Genomic DNA, 18545 nt, shown 5'->3' with positions numbered 1-18545 from the left:
ACGGCCAGGTAACGCTTGACGGCGTACTGGGCCACGTGGCGGAAACACCGGTGAACGAGTTCCGCCGGGCGATGTGGGCCTGGTCAGCGGATTTCCGGTTGCGCGCGCGGGGATGCTGGTCCTGTGGATTTCTTCGCGCAGCGGGTGCGGACCACCTGGACCAAGCGGTCCCGGGGTGGTCCGGCGGCTTCCGCACGCAATCGCGTGCCGGTGGCCTTTCCCTGGCCCGGCGAGGCCCCGATCCACGAGGTGGCTGTCGACGAGTCGACCGGTTTCGAACCGCGGTTCAAGGTGCTCGACACGCTGGACGGCGTGACACTCCGGGAAGCCGGTGGTTCGCTGACCGTGCGGATCGAACTGGCGCCGATGAGCTGGCCAAGGAGGGAGTGGCGACCGGAGCCGGTCCGCCTGTGGCCGGGCGAGTGGCTGCGCTGGCAGATCAACTACCGCTTCGGCTCGACGTGCGGGTGCGGCGACCAGTGGCAGTACCGGCTGGAGACGCTGAACTTGGCGTACGGCGCCATCCCCAACCTCACCGGCGAGCCGAACCGCACGGTGATCGAGCGCGGTGACCTGCGATGACGCCGCCCGATGACGTGCTCGGGTACCCCGTGCCGATCGCGCGGTTCGTCGCGCGGACGGACCTCGCCGTGGTCGCGCTGCAGCACGTCGTCGCCTATCCGGACGGCTGCGCTCTGCACCTGCACCTGACCGTCCGGCGCGGGACGCTGGACCGGTCCACCTGGGACGGCATCGGCGAAAGTCACGCCGGCGGGTTCCCCGGCCCGACCGGCGACGGTCTGAAGTTCCGGGTCGACCGCGGCAGCTTGACCGAGGTCGGCGGCGGCGCGAGTTACGACGACCGCCGTTACCGGGGCGACCGGCAGCTCTGGCTGAGCCCGCTGCCGGCCGGTCCCTTCGAGTTCTCCGTCGAGTGGCGGAAGGCCGGTCTGGACCGCACCGCCACCACGCTGGACGGCCGGGCCATCACCGAGGCGGCGAAGCTGGCCCAGCCGTACTGGCCGTGACTACTCCTCCGCGTCCGCCCAGGCCTTGAGCATCACGCGGGCGATGGAGGAGTTGCCCGGCAGGAGGATCTCCGCCGCGCCGTCCGCGATCGGGGTGGGCTTGGCGCCCTCGTTGCGCAGTGAGCTGTTCTCGAACGCCGCCCGCACTTCCGCGCGCGACACCCACAGCGCTTCCTCGATCTCGCCGTCCGCCGGGACCAGCGGCAGCGTGCGGTCCGCCCGGGCGGTGAAGCCCAGCATGATCGAACGCGGGAACGGCCACGGCTGGCTACCGAGGTAGCGGACGTCGGAAACGGCAGCCCCGACCTCTTCGCGGATCTCGCGGAGCACGCACGCCTCCAGCGACTCCCCCGCCTCGACGAAGCCGGCCAGCACCGAGTACCGCCCGGGCGGCCAGATCGGCTGGCGGGCCAGCAGGACGTGGGATCCGTTGGTGCCCTCCAGCGAGTGCACCAGGCAGATCACCGCCGGGTCCGTGCGCGGGTACTCCTCGCGGCCGTCGTTCGTGCACTTGCTCGCCCAGCCGAACTGGATCAGCTCGGTCGGGTGGCCGCAGCGGGTGCAGAACTTGGCCTGGCGACGCCAGTTGCGCAACGCCTGCGCCGTCGTGAAGAGGCCGGCCGACGTGTCGTCCAGCAGGTCGCCGTAACCACGCAGCTCGACCCAGATTTCGCCGTCGACGCGCGGGACCTCTTCGACGAAGCCCCAGCTGCCGGCCATCTTGACGGTGTCGGTCTCACCCGAGGGGCCACCCGGGAGCGACCAGTAGTCCGTGTCCTGCCACTCGCCGAGGAAGACCGCGTCCGGCGGCGGCTCGGCGCCGAAGTCGACGGCCTTGCGGAACGCCAGAACCGACGATCCCTCGACGACCGGGGTGCGCCCGGTGTCGTCCAGCAGGACGACCCGGGCGTCAGCCCAGCGGGAAAGCAGTCGTGAAGGGTTGGTGCGCAAGCCCTCCTGACGGTCCACAGTGGACCGGGACAGGGTCGGCAGGGCACCGAGGGTGAACGGGACGGACATCAGGCCGGCTCGCCCACTTCGACGTCACCGAGCGCCAGCAGCTTGCGTTCCAGCACCGCCGCGTCGCCGACGACCACGCCGGTGAACCGCTTGGGAGCGAAGTACTTCAGCGCCGCGTCGGCGACTTCTTCCGCGGTGACGGCGGCGACCCGCGCCGGGTGCTCGTTCAGCCACTCCAGGCCCAGCCCGGTCGAGGCCAGCGCCAGCACCTGCCCGGCCAGCCCGGCCTGCGACGACGTCGAGGTCAGCAGCGAGCCGATCGCGTACTGCCGCACCGACTCCAGCTCGTCACCCGTCGGCGGGACCTGGCCGAGGCGGCCCAGCTCGTAGCGGGTTTCCAGCAGCGCCGGGGCGGTCGCGTCGGTCGCGGTGTCCGCGTCGACGTTGACCACCGCGGTGTCGTCGGTGAACTCGAAACCGGAGTGCGCGGAGTACGTGTACCCCTTGTTCTCGCGGATGTTCTCGACCAGCCGCGACGAGAAGTACCCGCCGTAGGCCAGGTTCGCCAGCTGCAGCGCGGCGTAACCCGGGTCGGTGCGCGGCACGGTCTGCGCGGACAGCCGGATCTGCGACTGCACGGCCCCGGCGCGCGGCACCAGCAGCACACTCGGGCCGGTCAGGTCCGGCAGCGCGGGCAGGCGGACGGCGGAGCGGTCCGACGCCCAGGCGCCGAGCACCTTCTCCAGCTCGCCGATGACCCCGCCCGGGTCGATGTCGCCGACCAGCACCAGCACCGAGCCGCGCGCCTGCACGGACGCCTGGTGCAGCGCACGGACCTGCTCGGGCGTCACGACCGCGACGTCCTCGGCCTTGGGCACCTCGCGGGTGGCCGGGTGGTCGCCGTAGCGGTGCTTCTGCAGCGCCTCGCGGGCGATCGTGCGCGGCTGCGTGCGGGAGACGGCGATCCGCTCGACCAGCCGCTCCTTCTCCCGCGCGATCTCCTCGTCGGCGTACGTCGCGCCGGTGAGGGCGTCGGCGAGCACGTCGAGGAACGTCGGCAGCTCGGCGGCGAGCGCGGAGCCGGTCAGCACCAGGCGTTCCGGGTCGACGCCGACGCCGATGTCGCCGCCGATCAGCGCCAGCTCGGTGTCGATGTCGATGCGGCTGCGGCGGGCGGTGCCGGTGAGGATCGTCTCGGCGAGCACCTCGGCGGTCGCCGGGTGCAGCGCGTCGTCGCCCGCGAACGGGATCCACAGCCGCGCCTCGACCATCGGCACGGTCGCCTTGCGGACGGCCAGCACCCGCAGTCCGTTCGACAGCGTGGTGTCCACATGGGACAGGTCGCCGGCAACGCGCTGCTCGCCCAGCGGGGGCAGCGGACGCGGCCCCCGCGCGGTGCGGCCGATCTCCTCGGCGCTGCGGTGCGTTGCAGAAGTCGTGGGGGAGCTCACTGCTCGTTGGTCCCTTCCGAAGCGGGCTTGACCACCAGGACGGCGCGCGCGTCGGGGCGCAGCGCCTTCGCCGCCGCCGAAACGGCTTCCGAGGTGACGGCGGACATCCGGTCCGCGAGCTGGTACACCAGCGACGCGTCGCCGTAGAGCAGTTCGAACGAGCCGAGCGCGAGGGTCCGGGAGACCAGGCGGTCGTGCTCGGAGTGCAGGCTGGCCGTCCAGCGGGCGGTGACCTTGCGCAGCTCCTCCTCGCTCGGCGGGCTGTCGGCGAGCTTCTGCAGCTCGTCGTCCAGCGCCGCGAGCACGCGCTCGCGCGTCACCTCGTGCGGGTGGATCAGGGTGATGGTGAACGTGTCCGGGTCGCGGGCCTCGAACGGGCCGAACAGCCCGGCGCCGGCGCCGATGTCGACGACCAGCGGCTCCTTGTGCACCAGCCGCTGCTGCAGCCGGGAGCCGTCGCCGTCGGTCAGCACGCCGGCGAGCACGAGGTAGGCGAGGTAACCGTCGACGTCGTTGATCGGGTCGGGCATCCGGTAGCCGACGGCGAGCGCGGGCAGCGGGGCGTGCGGGTCGAGGTTCTCCCCGCGCAGCTCGGTGGTCGGCAGCGGCTCGGCGAACGACGGCCGCTGCGGCGCGGGCCGGTGCGGGACGTCGCCGAAGTGCTGCTCGATCAGGTTCTTGGCGTTGGCGATCTCGAAGTCGCCCGCCACGGTGAGCACGGCGTTGGCCGGCGAGTAGTAGGTGTCGAAGAACGCGGCGCAGTCTTCGACCGTGGCGCTCTCGAGGTCCTCGAAGCCGCCGTAACCGTTGTGCGCGTTGGGGAACGTCGAGTACAGCACCGGCGGCAGGGTGATCCACGGGAACCCGCCGTAGGGCCGGTTCAGCACGTTGAGCCGGATCTCCTCCTTGACGACGTCGATCTGGTTCGCCAGGTTCTCGGCGGTCAATTTCGGCGCGCGCATCCGGTCGGCCTCGAGGAACAGCGCGCGCTCCAGCGCGGCGCTCGGCAGCACCTCGAAGTAGTCGGTGTAGTCCGGATGGGTGGACCCGTTGAAGGTGCCGCCGCTGGACTGGACGTGCCGGAAGTGGGCGAGTTTCTCCAGGCTCTCGGAGCCCTGGAACATCAGGTGCTCGAAGAGGTGCGCGAAACCGGTGCGTCCCTCCGGCTCGGAGCGGAAACCCACGTCGTAGTGGACACTGACGCCGACCACCGGCGCGGTCGCGTCGGGTGCGAGGACCACGCGCAAACCGTTGTCTAGGGTGTATCGGACGAGCTCGGGATCGGCCATGGCCCCACCCTACGACGGCTCGGCGCCTCCTGGCTTCCCGGCTGGCGGGTGAGAACCGGCGTCCGGGCCGAGCGCGGCGAGCAGCCGCGCGCGGCGGGCGCCGGCGAACGCGCCCGCGAGCGCCGTCGCGAAGGATCCGGCCTGGTCAGGGGTGATGTCGCCGTCGTGCCAGTAGACCGCCGGCGGGTGCTCGAGGCCGTCGAACGCGGCCACCCACGGCCCTAGTTCGCCCAGAGCGAGCGCGTACGGCAGGCCGCGTGAGAACACCAGTTCCCGGTGCGGCTTGCCGAGGTCCCCGACCTTCACGGCAGCCAGTTCCGCGGCGACCCCGCGCAGCCGTCGTGCGACGTCGAGACCGACCCGCCGACGCGCCGGCAGCGCTGCCGAAACCACCGTGGTGGCCGCCCCGGCCAGCGCGAGGACGACGCCGAGCTGGGCGTACCCGGCGGTCAACGCCAGCAGGACGGTCAGGAACACGCCGTAGAAGCCGACCCGGATCCCGGCGCGGCGAAGCCGGCCGGGCCGGGGTGCGAGCCAGCCGCGGCGGACGGCGTCGGCGTACAGCTGCGCCGGTGCGATGGCGACGTGGTCGCGCCGCAGTTCGGCAAGGGTGACCGAGTCCTCCGGCAGGACGGCGTCGAAGACCGCACGCTCGAAGGAGGTCAGGTGCTCGTCGGCCGGGTTGCGGCGGGTCAGCCGGGCGCCGTCGCTGACCCAGAGGTAGTTGCGGACGGCCAGGTCGAGCACGGTCGCGGCCAGGTCGGCCGGCCCGGCGCGGCCGTGCAGCAGCACGCCGGCGTGGCCCGGCAGCACCCCTTCCGGTGACGCGAACTCGCCGCTCGGCGAAACCAGCTCGGCCTTCGGCGGCTCCGGCGCGGCGGCGTCCCGGCGCCGCGCGAACAGCACGAACGCGGCCGCGGCCAGCAGCAGCGCGCCGAAGCACGCCCAGGCCCAGCCGACCGGGGCGGTGACGACGAACGCGCCCGCGAGCGTCTTGGACGGCACCAGCCGGGCGTTCGCCGGGACGGTGCCCGCCGGCAGCTCGACGGTGGCCGTCATCCGCTGGCCCGCGAGGAGGTTCTGCTGGCTGAACCGGGTCAGGCCGGCGTGGTCGATCTGCGCGGCGCCGCACGGGAAGTCCGAATCGGCCGGCCCGGCGAGGCAGTCAACGGCCGTCGGGATCTTCGGCGCGGCGAAGGAGGCGCGGAGGAACTTGAGGTCGGTGTTCCAGCCACCGGCGAGCTCCCAGGTGACGCGGTCGCCGTCGACCGCACCGTCCACTGTGTACCGGACGATCGACGTGCCGGACGTCAGGTGGACGGTGAACGCGTCCTGGTCGGCCGACGCCGTGCCGCTGCCTTCGAGCACGACGTCACGGACGCCGTAGACGCGGTCGCGGTGGTGCGGCGCCGCGACCCGCAGCGCGACCCGGCGGTCCATCGTGACGCCGCCCGGCACGGACACCGCTTCGGCGACCGAGAGCGAGCCGTCACGCTGCACCTTGAGCTGGATCTCGGCGCTTTGCGGCAGCGCGGGCAGCGGCGGCTGGTCCACCGGCGCCGCGGCCAGGAGGAGCGTCAGCACCGCCGCCGCGAGCACGTCAGCGCGGCGACGTGGTGCGGCCGGACTCGGTGAGCAGCCCGTCGAGCGCGGTCAGGAACGACGGGAAGTGCGTGCCGAACCGGCGCAGGTCGCTGTCGGCCTCCATGCCGCCGTACCAGTAGAGCCCGGCCGTGCCGTCCGACGCCGGGTTGAGCGCGGCGAAGGTGCCCAGCCAGCGTTCGGTGTCACCCAGCACCACCGCGTACGGCAGCGACCGCGAGAACACCATCTCGCGGTCGCCCGGCGGGATGTCCTCGGCCTTGGCGTGGTGCAGGTAGTGCAGCAGGCCGCGGACCTGGCCGACGAGCACCCGGCCGCGCGCGGTGCGCGACGGCAGCAGCGCGGCCGCGGCGGCCACGCCGAGCCCGGCCAGCGCGAGCGCGACGCCGAGCAGCGCGTCCCCGACGGTGAAGGTGAGGATCGCCGTGACGACCAGCCCGAGCGCGAAGATCCCGGCACCGAGCCAGGTCAGGCGGCCGCGCGCGGTGTCCGGGCGCCGGGAGAACCAGCGCTTGGTGACGACGTCGGCGTACATCGCGTCGCTGATCCGGCGCAGGTCGAGCCCGCCGCGGGCGCGCAGCTGCGACACGAGCACGGCGTCGGTGCCCTCGGGCAGGAGCGTTTCGTAGACGGCGCGCTCGAAGTCGTGGAGGTGCTCGTCGGGCGGGTTGCGGCGGGCGAGCTGCCAGTCGGGCCCATTTTGCCCGGGGACTTCGGCCAGCCACAGGTAGTTGCGGACGGCGAGGTCGACCACGGTGGCGCTGATGTCGACGACGTCGACGGTCTCGTCGATCACCGTGCCGACCTGCCCGGGCAGCACGCCGTCCGGGGAGGCGAAGTAGACGCGTTCGCCGTCACGCAGCAGCACCTCGACCGGGCCGGTGGCGGCGGTGAGCGCGCCCGCGTCCTGCTTGCGGCGGCGCACCACGAAGACCGCGGCGGCGATCAGGAGGACCAGGAGGACGGCGAAGACGATGCCGGTCAGCGGCGTCATGGCGAAGGCGCTGGCGAGCAGGCCGATGTCGGCGAACTTCGCGGTGGCCGGCGTGGTGTTGGCGGGCAGGCCGACCAGCAGGTCGACGCGGTCGCCCGGCGGGACGTCGTTCTGCTCCAGGCGCACGACGCCGGTGTGGTCGAGCTCGGCGAGGGTGCAACGACGGCTGGAGCCGATCGGGCCGGCGAAACAGTCCACAGGGGACAGTTCGGGCGACGGCGCGATGAACGACGCGGTGAGCTTGGCGACCGGGCCGTCGAAGCCGCTCGCGGCCTGCCAGCGCGCCTGCTGCCGGCCGCCCTGGTCGGCGACGACGCCGTCGACCAGGTAGGTGACGGTGGAGGTGCCGCCGGTGAAGGTGAGGACGAGCTGGTCGCCGGTGACCTGGCCGGTGGCGGCGCCCTCGGTCTTGACGTCCCGGACGGCGAAGACGCGATCCTGGTCGTCACCGGCCGAAACCCGCAGCGGGACGCGGGAAACGAGCTGCTGCCCACCGGGGACGGTGACCTTTTCGGTGACGGAGAGGGAGCCGTCGCGCAGGAGCTTGAGCGCGACGTCGGCGCTGGTGCCGTCGGCGGGCGGCTGGCCCGGCACGACGCTGCCGAGCAGCTGCGGCTTCTTGACCTGCTCACTCGGCTGGGCGGGCAGCGGCGGCCCGGCGGTCGGCCCGTCGGCGGCCGCGGCTGTTCCCGCGGTCAGCATCCCGGCCGCGGCGACCACAGCGGCGAGTTTCCTCAACACAGCACCACACCCTAGAGCACTGGATCTATGCTGACGGCCGGAACGGCGAGATCAGCGCAGGTACGCCGCTTCCGACGGGGATAGTCCACGGGGGGTTCCGCCAAGATGTCTCAGCCGCCGCAGGGTCCACCCGACCCGCGACGTCCGGTGCCGCCTCCGGGGGCTCGGCCGCCACAGCCGCCAGTCCCGCCTTTGCCTCCGTCGCCTCCGCCGGGGGCCCGGCCGTTGCCACCGCCGGCGAACCGGCCGTTGCCGCAGGGGCAGCCGGGGCGGGGGCGACCGGGGCAGGGCCAGCCGGGCCAAGGGCAGCCTCCGCAGGGGCAGCCAGGCCAAGGGCAGCCGGGGAAGGACCAAAGTCGGCAGGGGCAGCCGGGTCAGGGGCAAGCTGGGCACGAACCTTCCGGTTCACCGGGGCCTGCCGGACCGCCGGGTCGGGGACAGCAGGGGCACGGTCAGCCTGGGCAAGGACAGCCAGGGCAGGGCCAGCCGGGCCAAGGGCAGCCGGGCCAGGGACCTGCCGGACCGCCGCCGCACGGGCCGCAGCAACCCGTCAGGGCGCCGCAGGGGCCTGCCGGTTCGCCGCAGCAAAATCCGGGCGGACCGCAGCAACCCGCCGGGATGCCGCAGAACCCCGCTGGACCGCCGCCGCACGGGCCGCAGAATCCCCATGGCCCCGCCGGTTCGCCGCAGAATCCGCCCGGGGCAGGCGGTTCACCGCAGCAAAATCCCCAGGCACCGTGGAATCCGCAGTCGCCTGCCGGGCCGCCACCGGGTTCGCGTGGGCCGCAGCAGCCCGGGCGTCCGCCCCAAGGTCCGCAAGGCACCCAAGGGTTCTCCGCGCCGGGACCGCCGTCCGGGCCCTACCCCCAGCCAGGCGGCCCCCAGTTCCGTCCGCCGCCGCCCATTGGGGCTCCGCTGCCGCCGCCCGTGACGGCTCCCGCTCCCGTCTTCGCTCCGGGCTACGCCGGGCCGCCGCCCGCCATGTCGTTCGGGCCGCGGTTCGCGCCCGGGTACCGGCCCTACGTCGCCAAGAAGTCGAACACCGGGCTGATCGTCGCCGTGTCGATCATCGGGATCGTGGCCGTCGTGGGCGGGCTGATCGCGGCCGTCGCGCTGACCGGCGGGAACTCGCGCCACGTCGCCGACGCCGGTTACTCCAGCACCTACCCGACCGACACCGGCTCCGCCACCACCAGCGAGGAAACGACCGGAACGACGTCGTCCACCGAAGAGACGACCACGCGCGAGACCACGTCCGGGCGCGAGACGCCGACGTCGCAGACGCCGTCCAGGCCCCACTCGGTCGCTAAGACCGGCGACAACCCGCTGTTTGCCAGCCCGAACTTCGGCCTGCAGAACGTCCCGTGCTCGCTGAGCCGCTGGGCGACCGACCAGGCCAGCGTCACGCGGTTCTTCCAGTCCGCCATCACCTGCCTCGACGCGATGTGGTCGAAGGCGCTGGGCGGCGCGGACCTGCCGTTCGAGTCGCCGAAGCTGGCGGTGCCGCGGTCGCTCTCGGAATCGTCGACGCCGTGCGGCAGCGGCGGCACGACCACCGGCGTCACGCCGTTCTACTGCCCGTCGAACAACACGATCTACATGCCGATGGACCGCATCGAGATCGACGTGTGGGGCAACCACCCCGGCCCGTACCTGTCGATCCTCGCCCACGAATACGGCCACCACGTGCAGAACATGGCCGGCATCTCCGACGCCTACGGCGAGCAGCGCTACGACGCGGGCGCCGACTCGGCGACCGGCCTCGAGCTGTCACGCCGCATGGAGCTCGAGGCGCAGTGCTTCTCGGGGATGTTCCTGGGCTCGGCGTCGGTCTCGGGCGGTTCGGTCGACAAGAACCTCTACAACGAGGCCTGGAACGCCCAGGACCGCGGCGACGACTACGCCCGCAACGGCAAGCGCGATCACGGCAGCGCCAAGCACAACATCTCCTGGTGGCAGCACGGCGCGACGACCAACCGCAGCCAGCAGTGCAACACGTGGACGGCCTCCGCCGGAGACGTCTCGTAACGCAGCCCGGTCAGCTCGGCGGCGTGAACGGGTTCTCGACGGCCGGGGTGCCCCGCGGCGGGGTCAGCTCGGAGGAACCCGCGTATTCGGCAGCAGCGGGCTGCGTCGGAAACGGCTGCGACGGCGCGGCGTTCGGCTGCGCCGGGAACGGCTGCGAGGGTCCAGCACTCTGCTGCGCCGCGAAGGGCTGCGACGGCGCCTGCCCGGGGTGAGCCTGCGGAGCCGCCGCATAAGCCTGCGCCGGCCAAGCCTGCGCCGGATAACCCTGTCCCCCCGCCGCAAACGCTTGCGCCTGCTGGGCCTGCGCCGTCGCATACGCCTGGAAGGCACGGGCGTGGTCGCGGTTCCGCCGTTCCGCCAGCACCGCCGCCAGGAACGCCCACGGCGGCACCCCGGGCGGCACCGCCACGCCCAGCGCGTTGCCGACCTGCTGCGCGAGCCCCCAGCCGAGCGCGTGCGACGCCTCCGGGCGCAGCTCGGTGAAGCGCGCGAGGAACTGGCGGCTCGCCAGCGCGAGGTCGTCCGGCAGCCGGGTCAGGTCGAGCTGGGACGCCCAGCCCTCCAGGCCCGGCGGCATGCCGATCGCCGGGTAGCCGGCGCTTTCCGGGACGCGCTCGCGCACCACGAGTGTCCCGGCGAGGAAGTCGCCGACGCGGCGGCCGTCGGACGAGCACAGCGACACGATCACCGCGACCGCGCCGAACAGCCCGAGCGTCCAGAAGTCCACGACGAAGCCGGCGAGCCCGCGGGTCAGCGCGTGGCGGAAGCGGATCGGGCCGCCGTCGACGCGCACCACGCGCAGCCCCAGCGCCATCTTGCCCAGCGACCGGCCCCGCGAGAGCGTCTCGAACAGCACCGGGTAGCCGACCATCACCAGCACCAGGAACACGAGGAGGAGGGTCAGCGCGAGCGAGCCGTCGTCCGGCGGGACGGTCAGCGTCAGCACGAAGAACGCGCCGAGCAGGAGGGCGAACTGGACGACGACGTCGAGCGCCATCGCGACGGCCCGGCTGGCGAGCTTGGCGACGCGCAGGTCCAGGACGACGGCTTCGCCGGTGACCAGCTCGGATTCCTCGTGCACGAGAACCAGCCTATCGACGGATAGGGTGGCCTGGTGGATCTGGACGTCTTCGTGGTGGCGCACTCGGCCGAGTGGCAGCGGCTCGGCGAGCTGACCCGCCGCGGCGGCAAGCTCACCGGCGCGGAAGCCGACGAACTGGTGACGCTCTACCAGCGGACGGCGACGCACCTGTCGATCGTCCGGTCGGTCGCGCCCGACCCGGCGCTGATCGGCAGGCTGTCCGGGCTGGTCGCGCGCGGCCGCTCGGCGATCTCGGGGTCGCACAACCCGGCGTGGCGCGAGGTCGCGCTGTTCTTCACGCGCCGGTTCCCCGCCGCGGTCTACCTGTCGCGGCGGTGGTGGATCCCGGCGATGCTGGCCTCGATCGCGGTGATCGTGGTGATCGCGGTGTGGGTCGCGGGTGATCCGCACGTGCGCGCCTCGATCGCGACGCCGGACGAGCTGAACCAGCTGACCAAGCCGGGCGGCGAGGCCGAGAGCTACTACTCGACCGGGCCCGCGACGACGTTCGCCGCGCACGTCTGGACGAACAACGCCTGGGTGGCGGCGACCTGCCTGTTCCTCGGGATCGCGCTGGGCCTGCCGGTGATCGGCGCGCTCTGGATGAACGCGCTCAACGCGGGCCTGATCATCGGCGCGATGAGCGCGGCCGGCCGCGGCGACGTGATGATCGGCCTGCTGCTGCCCCACGGCCTGCTGGAGCTGACGGCGGTGTTCGTCGCGGCGGGCACGGGCCTCCGGCTCGGCTGGACGGTGATCGACCCGGGCCGCCGCTCGCGCACCGCGGCGCTGGCCGAGCAGGGCCGGTCGGTCGTGGTGATGGCGCTCGGGCTGGCGTGCGTGCTGCTGGTGACGGGCGTCATCGAGGCGTTCGTGACCCCGTCGGGCTGGCCGACGTGGGTCCGCGTCGGGATCGGCGTCCTGGTCGAGGTGCTGTTCCTGGTCTACGTCTTCACGCTCGGCCGCCGCGCGGCTCGTGAAGGCGAGGTCGGCGACCTCGAGGCGCGGGACATCGGCGACGCGCTGCCCGAATCAGCATAGGCACGAACCCTCGAAGGCGATGGACGATCCGTCGTCCAGGCTCGCGGTTCCGACGAAGCGAGCCTCGAATTCACCCTGCTCGGTCAACGTCAGTTTCGGGCTCGACGCCGAGCCGTCGGCGCCCGTCTTCGCCGTCGCCGTGTCGCTGCCGCCTTCGAAGACCAGGAGGTTCTTCGGGCGGGCCGCGCGGACGTAGAAGCTCACCGGGACGTCCGCCGCCGGCTGGCCGTTTTCGCCGATCACCCGGACGACGAACGGCGCGCCCGGGTCCTTCGTCGCCAGGCGCTGGCCGTTGCCGGACAGGATGGCGAGGGTGCGGCCGCCCGCGGCCCAGGTGTTCGAAATCCCGGTCAGGGAACAGACTTCCTGGTACAACCGGGCTCCCGCGACCGCGCCTTCCGCGGTGAGGCAGCGCGCGGTCGCGACGTTCGCGATCTCGACGAGCCCCGGCAGCCCCGCGACCCGCCGCCAGGCCTGGTGCTTGTCCTTGTCGTCGCAGGCGGCGAGCTTCACCGCGACGCCGTCGACCGGGCTGGCCGCGGTCAGGCACTGTCCACTCGGGACACTCGTGAAGTGCTGGGACGTCTTGTCGTACGTCCACTTGGCGTTCGGGTCCTTGGCGTCGGCGAGGACGGGCTTGCCGTCGACGGCCGCGAGCGAGAGCGTGCCCCCGCCGTCGGCGAGGTAGACGGGCGCCCCGTCGTCGGCCGACGCGACCGCCGGAACCGACACCGAGACCAGGACCAGGCACCCCACGAAAAGCTTTCGCATCCTTCGGGCTTAACAGTCCGGCGGGCCACGCACCACCGTAGCCACTCGCCCGAGGGACGCCGTGATCAGAACGCCGACACGCGGGCCGTGTCGACTGCTCGATCACACGAGTCGACCCGGCGATCACCGGCGAGCGGCGTACCGGAACGGCGAACTCGCGCACGCAGGTGGACGACACGCGTACCTGGACGGACGACACAGCGATACTGGGGCTCGCCTGGCGTGTCGTCCAGCTGGGTGCGCGTGTCGTCCAGCTGGGTACGGGAATCAGAGCCGGCCGGCGGCCTTCAGGGCCAGGTAGCGGTCCGCCAAGGCCGGCGGCAGCTCCTCCGGGACCGCGTCGACGACGCTGACCCCGTGGCGCGCCAGGCGTTCGGTCACCCGGCTGCGCTCCGCCATCGTCCGGGACGCCGCCGCCGCGTCGTACACCGCTTCCGCGTCGCCGCGTCCCGCGAGCATCTCCGCCACCCGGGGGTCCGCGACCGACGCGATCACCAGCTCGTGCCGCGTGGTCAGCGAACTCAGCACCGGGAACAAGCCCTCTTCCAGCGGCGCCGCGTCCAAGCCCGTCAGCAGCACGACCAGCGCGCGACGCCGGGTGCGCCGCAGGACCTCGGCCACCATGCCCCGCGCGTCCGTCTCGATCAGGGACGGCTCAAGCGGCGCCATCGCGTTGACCAGGGACGTCAGCAGCGCCGCCCCGGTCGAGCCTTGGACGGCCGCGCGCAGGCGACGGTCGTAGGCCAGCAGGTCGACGCGGTCGCCCGCGCGGGTCGCCAGCGCGGCCAGCAGCAGCGCGGCGTCCATCGCCGCGTCGAGGCGCGGAGCGTCGCCGACCCGGCCCGCCGAAACACGCCCCGTGTCGAGCACCAGCACCACGTGCCGGTCGCGCTCCGGGCGCCAGGTCCGGACCATCACGTCCGCCGCGCGGGCCGTCGCGCGCCAGTCGATCGAGCGGACGTCGTCGCCGATCACGTACTCGCGCAGCGAGTCGAACTCCGTGCCCTGGCCCCGGATCAGCACGGCGTTGCGGCCGTCGAGCTGCTGCAGCCGCGCGAGCCGCGACGGCAGGTGCTTGCGGCTGTGGAACGGCGGCAGCACGCGGACCGTCCACGGCACCGCGTGCGAACCCTGCCGCGCGGCCAGCCCCAGCGGCCCCACCGACCGGACCGTCACCCGCGCCGCCGTCCGGTCACCGCGCCGCGAAGGACGCAACGCCGTCACCAACGCGCGCCGCTCCCCCGCCGGCACACGCAACGCGTGCCGGTCGGCCGCGCCGGCGCTGGGCGGCCACGCGTCGCGCAGCTGCCCGCGGACCGCGCGGCCGCCGGGGTTGGTCACCACGAGCGTCACCTCGCACGGCTCCCCGAGCCGCACCGACGTGTCGCCGGAGCGCGTGAACCGCAGCGGCCGGACGCTCCCGGCCAGCACCAGGTCGGCGACGACCAGCACGAGCAGCACCCCGCCGACGGCCAGCAGGCCGGTCCGCGACGGCAGGAGCAGCCCGACCACCAGCGCGCCGAACAGCGCCAGCAGCCCGAGCCTTCCGGTGACGGCCATGTCAGCGCGGCACGGGCACGGACGCGAGCACCCGGTCCAGCACGCCGTCCGCGGTGACGCCCTCCAGCTCGGCCTCGGGCCGGACGTCCAGGCGGTGCCGCAGCGCGGGCCGGGCCAGCGCCTTGACGTCGTCCGGGGTCGCGTAGTCGCGCCCGGCGAGCCACGCCCAGGCGCGCGCGACGGCCAGCAGCGCCGTCGCACCACGCGGGGAGACGCCGATGCGCACCGACGGCAGCTGCCGCGTCGCGCGGCAGAGGTCGACGACGTACCCGATCACCTCGGGCCCGATCGTCACCTTCGCAACCGCTTCGCGCGCGACAGCGAGTTCCGCCGCGCCCGCCACCGGCTTGAGGCCGGCCGCCGCGAGGTTGCGCGGGTCGAAACCCTGCGCGTGCCGCCAGAGGATGCCGATCTCGTCCTCGCGCGACGGCGTCGGCATGGTCAGCTTGAGCAGGAACCGGTCCAGCTGCGCCTCCGGCAGCGGGTAGGTGCCCTCGTACTCCACCGGGTTCTGGGTGGCGATCACGATGAACGGGTCGGGCAGCGGCCGCGACTTGCCGTCGAGCGAGACCTGCCGCTCCTCCATCGCCTCCAGCAGCGACGACTGCGTCTTCGGCGGCGTCCGGTTGATCTCGTCGGCGAGCAGCAGGTTCGTGAACACCGGGCCCTCGCGGAAGGAGAACTCGCCGCTGTGCGCGTCGTAGACGATCGAGCCGGTGACGTCGCCGGGCATCAGGTCCGGCGTGAACTGCACGCGCGTGGTCTCCAGGTCCAGCGCCGCCGCCAGTGCCCGCACCAGCAGCGTCTTCGCGACGCCGGGGACGCCTTCGAGCAGCACGTGCCCCCGGCAGAGCAGGGCCAGGATCAGCCCGGTGACGGCGGCGTCGTTGCCGACGACGGCCTTCGCGACTTCCGCGCGCAGCGCGATCAGCGCGTCGCGGGCCCCGGTCGTCCCTTCGGTACCGCTGGTCAAGATCGCTCCACCTCTCGTTCCACCCTGTCCAGTTCGCCGGCCAGCCGCACCAGCGCGGGATCGCCGGTCACCGGCGGCCCGTACAGCACGGCGCCGACGTCGTTCGGCGGCCGTCCGGTGCGCGCGCTCACGCTCGTCACCAGCGCCGCCGCGTCGGCGTCGCGGGGCAGCCCCAGCGCCGTCCGCAACCGGGCCCGCGCCGCCTCCCGCAGTGTCTCGCCCGCGTGGCCGGCCGCCTTCGCGCGCCGGTACAGCCGGGCGCGGCCCTCGGCGGTTTCGGCCGCGCGGACGACGATCGGCAGCGGCTCGGTGACGACCGGGCCGAGCCGCCGGGCCCGCCACAGCGCGAGCAGCGCCACGGCGATCCCGGCCTGCGCGGCCCCGAAGTACCAGCCGTCGGGGATCAGCTCGAAGATCGACTTCCGCGAGTCGTCCAGTGCCGGATCGGACGCCGAAGGCAGGTACCAGACCAGCTTCGGGTGCTGTCCGAGCAGGTGCAGGCCCAGCGCCGCGTTGCCCTGCTCGGCGAGTTTCCCGTTGGTCAGCGGTGACGACGAGCCGAGCAGCGTCGTCGTGCCACCGTCGTCGGCGAGCTGCAGCAGCGTGCCGCCGCCGTCCTCGCCCGGGTAGCACGAGCGCGCGCCAGGTGCGGCGTAGCCGATCCCGCCGAGCGTGACGTCGCCGGCCGCGACGGCGGCCGCGACCGTGCACTGCGGGCTCAGCGTGTCGACGCTGCTTTGGCCGACCGGCCGGACCAGCGGCAGGGAGTCCTTCAGCGTCGGCGCCCCCGGCGTCACGAGGACGACGTCCGCGGCGCGCTGCCGCAGCGCGTCGAAGCGCTTCGCCGGCACCAGGTCCGGCTGCGTGACGAGCAACGTCGAGTTCTCGCCGAGCGCGTCGTCCGCTTCGTCGATCGTGTGCGCGGTCCGGACGTCGACGCCCTGGTCCGCCAGGAGTTTCGCGAGCGCGTGGGCGCCGCCGGGTTCGTAGGAGCCGGGTTCGAGCGCGCCGAGCGTCTGGTCGCCGCGGCCGAGCAGGAGCAGCGCGGCGACGGCGATCACCAGCGCGAGCAGGGCCAGCGGAATGCGGGAGCCACGCCAGATCCGGCGTACGTCCGGCGAAACGGAGGTGTTCAAGAGGCCATCACGACCGGACGTTCCCGGCGGCAGCGGTCGTCCAGCTCGGTCAGCGTGCGGTAGGCCGCTTCGGTGCCTTCGCGGCCGCCGTAGTGGACGTCGTCGAAGAGCCGCGCGCCCTGGCGCAGTTCGTTCGCGACGTTCGGCAGCAGCACCCCGGCCTCCGCGGCGGCCTCGTCGGCCGTCCGGCCGGACCGGGCGTCCAGCAGCGCGCGTTCCTCCAGCGCCCGCACGAGCGCGCGGAAGCCGTCGCGGACGGCGTCGTCGTACCGGCCGGCGGCCGCGGCTGCCGCGGCGGACCGGCGGTAGTCGGCGGCGCTCTGCCGCTTCCCCTCGAAGACGAGCCGGTCGGCGCGGGCCGCGCGGGCGATCTTGCCGGTGCGCAGGCGGATCACGACGACGAGCACGATCAGCACCACGAGGATCAGCACCACGCCGAAGATCCCGCCGGGGACCACCGAAGACAGGCCGTTCAGCAGCTTGTCCAGCTGCTCGCCGACCCAGTGGGCGGCTTCCTGCAGCAGGCTCGGTTTCGCCTGCTGGTACCTCTGGTCGGTCAGCTCCTCCTGCGCGGCGCGCCGCGCGGTGTCCCGGTCGATGTCGACCGGGACATCCGTCAGGAGCAGCGTCACCATGCCTGCGGCGGCGTCACCCCGGCGGCGCGGGCCAGCTCGATGTCCATGCCCTCGCGGCGCATCCGCTGGTCCAGGTAGACGATCACGGTGACCAGCGCGACGAACGGCGTCGCGATGGTGCCGGAGATGATCTGGCCGACCGACTGCAGCAGCAGTTCGCCGGTGCCGGGCAGGACCGGCTGCGCCGACGGGTTCAGCATCTGGCTGAACACGCCGCTGCCGAGACTGAACGGCACCTGGATGATGCTGTTGAACAGGTACGCGATGAGCCCGGCCAGCAGCAGGATGCCGAACACGCGCCAGAACGAGCCCTTGACCAGCCGGACCGACCGGGAGAAGGCCTGCTTGAACGTGCCGTGCTCCAGCACGAGCGCGGCGCTGGCCAGCGCCCAGAACACGTAGGCGACCACTCCGGGAATGATGCACAGCATCAGGCCGATGGTCGAGACGATCGAGTAGACGAGCCCGACGCCGAGCAGCGGCAGCAGCCGGGGCCGGACTTCGGCCCACGCGAGCGAGAACGTCACTTCGCGCCCCAGCGCGGCGCGGCCCATCACGGCGGCCAGCAGGCCGTTCACGACGGTCAGCAGCAACGTCGTGAGCAACGCCGTCGGCAGCACGACGATCGCCAGGTCGCCGAAGGCGCCGAACAGGGCGTCACGCGCCTCCGCCTCGGTGGAACCCGGGCCGATCTTCGTCAGGTCCGCCAGGTCGCTGTAGAGGAATCGCTGGATCAGGAACGAGAGGGCGGCCGAGATCACCGACATCACGGCACCGATGCCCAGGATGACCAGCGGGTACCGGCGGATCGCGGTGATCGCGCCGTCGAGGATGTCGCCGACGTTGAGCGGGCGCAGCGCGATCACGCCGGGCTTGCCCAGGCCGTGCGGGCTGAAGCCCCGCTGCTGCGGGTACGGCGCGTACTGCTGCGGCGGCCCGCCGTAGGACATCGGCGGCGGGGCCTGCGGCTGCCAGCCGGGCGGCGGTGACTGAGCGCCACGCGGGTCCGGGGCCTGCCAGCCGGTCGGCGGCGTCGGCGGTGACTGATCGTGACTTTCCGGCGGCCTCACCTCACCCGATCCAGGGGTGGGAGCCTGGGGAATACCCCGGCTCGGTGTCGGCGTGTCCGCGCCCTCTTCGCCGGGCGCGCCACCGGTCTCTGTCATCGAAGCCCCTCGCCTGCGGTACCTGCTTGCGGACACTCTCTCAGAGCGGGTTGCACCCGGCCAGACCTGGGGTGACGTCCGCACACCGC

16 protein-coding genes are annotated in these 18545 nt (G+C 73.2%); 4 read left to right on the top strand and 12 right to left on the bottom strand.

The features are described from left to right. The first annotated feature begins 210 nt into the window (after positions 1-210). Complete coding sequence (locus ACGFMK_RS16270; RefSeq protein ID WP_392763079.1) at positions 211-582, top strand: hypothetical protein; 372 nt, start codon at positions 211-213, stop codon at positions 580-582. Beyond that, positions 579-1028 (top strand): hypothetical protein, encoded by a 450-nt coding sequence (locus tag ACGFMK_RS16265; protein ID WP_392763077.1) that lies wholly within the window; start codon positions 579-581, stop codon positions 1026-1028. Before ACGFMK_RS16270 ends, ACGFMK_RS16265 begins: the two co-directional genes overlap by 4 nt. On the opposite strand, the gene nudC is transcribed toward ACGFMK_RS16265, so the two are convergent. The 5 genes from nudC to ACGFMK_RS16240 are packed head-to-tail and all read right to left on the bottom strand — an operon-like array spanning position 1029 to position 8026. Then, complete coding sequence (nudC, locus tag ACGFMK_RS16260; protein WP_392763074.1) at positions 1029-2048, bottom strand: NAD(+) diphosphatase; 1020 nt, start codon at positions 2046-2048, stop codon at positions 1029-1031. It lies immediately after the preceding gene. Beyond that, positions 2048-3439 carry a M16 family metallopeptidase gene (locus ACGFMK_RS16255; RefSeq protein WP_392763071.1) on the bottom strand — a complete coding sequence of 464 codons (1392 nt, stop codon included), beginning with the start codon at positions 3437-3439 and terminating at the stop codon, positions 2048-2050. Before ACGFMK_RS16255 ends, nudC begins: the two co-directional genes overlap by 1 nt. Continuing rightward, the gene (locus tag ACGFMK_RS16250) at positions 3436-4728 is read right to left on the bottom strand and encodes a M16 family metallopeptidase (protein WP_392763069.1); all 1293 of its coding nucleotides are present in this window, start codon (positions 4726-4728) and stop codon (positions 3436-3438) included. Before ACGFMK_RS16250 ends, ACGFMK_RS16255 begins: the two co-directional genes overlap by 4 nt. A 9-nt stretch (positions 4729-4737) precedes the next feature. Further along, on the bottom strand, positions 4738-6327 hold the full coding sequence (locus ACGFMK_RS16245) for a DUF2207 family protein (protein WP_392763064.1): 1590 nt from the start codon (positions 6325-6327) through the stop codon (positions 4738-4740). 1 nt (position 6328) lies between these two features. Next, entirely contained in the window at positions 6329-8026 is a 1698-nt protein-coding gene (locus tag ACGFMK_RS16240) for a DUF2207 family protein (protein ID WP_392763282.1), read from the bottom strand. 966 nt (positions 8027-8992) lie between these two features. Here ACGFMK_RS16240 and ACGFMK_RS16235 point away from each other — a divergent pair. After that, complete coding sequence (locus tag ACGFMK_RS16235; protein ID WP_392763061.1) at positions 8993-10093, top strand: neutral zinc metallopeptidase; 1101 nt, start codon at positions 8993-8995, stop codon at positions 10091-10093. Positions 10094-10103: 10 nt separating this feature from the next. Here the strand turns inward: ACGFMK_RS16235 and ACGFMK_RS16230 are convergent, their stop codons facing one another. Next, positions 10104-11174, bottom strand: a complete 1071-nt coding sequence (locus ACGFMK_RS16230) for an RDD family protein (RefSeq protein WP_392763059.1) — start codon at positions 11172-11174, stop codon at positions 10104-10106. 33 nt (positions 11175-11207) lie between these two features. Here ACGFMK_RS16230 and ACGFMK_RS16225 point away from each other — a divergent pair, with 33 nt between their 5' ends. Then, on the top strand, positions 11208-12215 hold the full coding sequence (locus ACGFMK_RS16225; RefSeq protein ID WP_392763057.1) for a stage II sporulation protein M: 1008 nt from the start codon (positions 11208-11210) through the stop codon (positions 12213-12215). On the opposite strand, the gene ACGFMK_RS16220 is transcribed toward ACGFMK_RS16225, so the two are convergent. The 6 genes from ACGFMK_RS16220 to ACGFMK_RS16195 all read right to left on the bottom strand — a co-directional run bounded on the left by ACGFMK_RS16220 (position 12207) and on the right by ACGFMK_RS16195 (position 18456). Continuing rightward, positions 12207-12986: an RICIN domain-containing protein gene (locus tag ACGFMK_RS16220; protein ID WP_392763054.1), complete on the bottom strand. Its 780-nt coding sequence runs from the start codon at positions 12984-12986 to the stop codon at positions 12207-12209. The two genes, ACGFMK_RS16225 and ACGFMK_RS16220, sit on opposite strands and share 9 nt — an antisense overlap. A 267-nt stretch (positions 12987-13253) precedes the next feature. Continuing rightward, entirely contained in the window at positions 13254-14546 is a 1293-nt protein-coding gene (locus ACGFMK_RS16215) for a DUF58 domain-containing protein (protein ID WP_392763051.1), read from the bottom strand. Between the two features lies 1 nt (position 14547). Next, positions 14548-15519, bottom strand: a complete 972-nt coding sequence (locus ACGFMK_RS16210; RefSeq protein ID WP_392763050.1) for an AAA family ATPase — start codon at positions 15517-15519, stop codon at positions 14548-14550. Next, positions 15516-16655: a DUF4350 domain-containing protein gene (locus ACGFMK_RS16205; RefSeq protein WP_392763047.1), complete on the bottom strand. Its 1140-nt coding sequence runs from the start codon at positions 16653-16655 to the stop codon at positions 15516-15518. Before ACGFMK_RS16205 ends, ACGFMK_RS16210 begins: the two co-directional genes overlap by 4 nt. Continuing rightward, positions 16652-17290, bottom strand: coding sequence for a DUF4129 domain-containing protein (locus ACGFMK_RS16200; protein ID WP_392763044.1), 639 nt, complete (start codon positions 17288-17290; stop codon positions 16652-16654). Before ACGFMK_RS16200 ends, ACGFMK_RS16205 begins: the two co-directional genes overlap by 4 nt. Further along, on the bottom strand, positions 17284-18456 hold the full coding sequence (locus tag ACGFMK_RS16195) for a hypothetical protein (RefSeq protein ID WP_392763042.1): 1173 nt from the start codon (positions 18454-18456) through the stop codon (positions 17284-17286). The genes ACGFMK_RS16200 and ACGFMK_RS16195 overlap by 7 nt, the downstream gene beginning before the upstream one ends. Positions 18457-18545: the final 89 nt, after the last annotated feature.

The organism is Amycolatopsis sp. NPDC049252 (assembly GCF_043197175.1).
Taxonomy (GTDB): Bacteria; Actinomycetota; Actinomycetes; order Mycobacteriales; family Pseudonocardiaceae; genus Amycolatopsis.
Note: the sequence above shows the minus strand (reverse complement) of the source record. Positions and strands in the feature narration are given on the sequence as shown.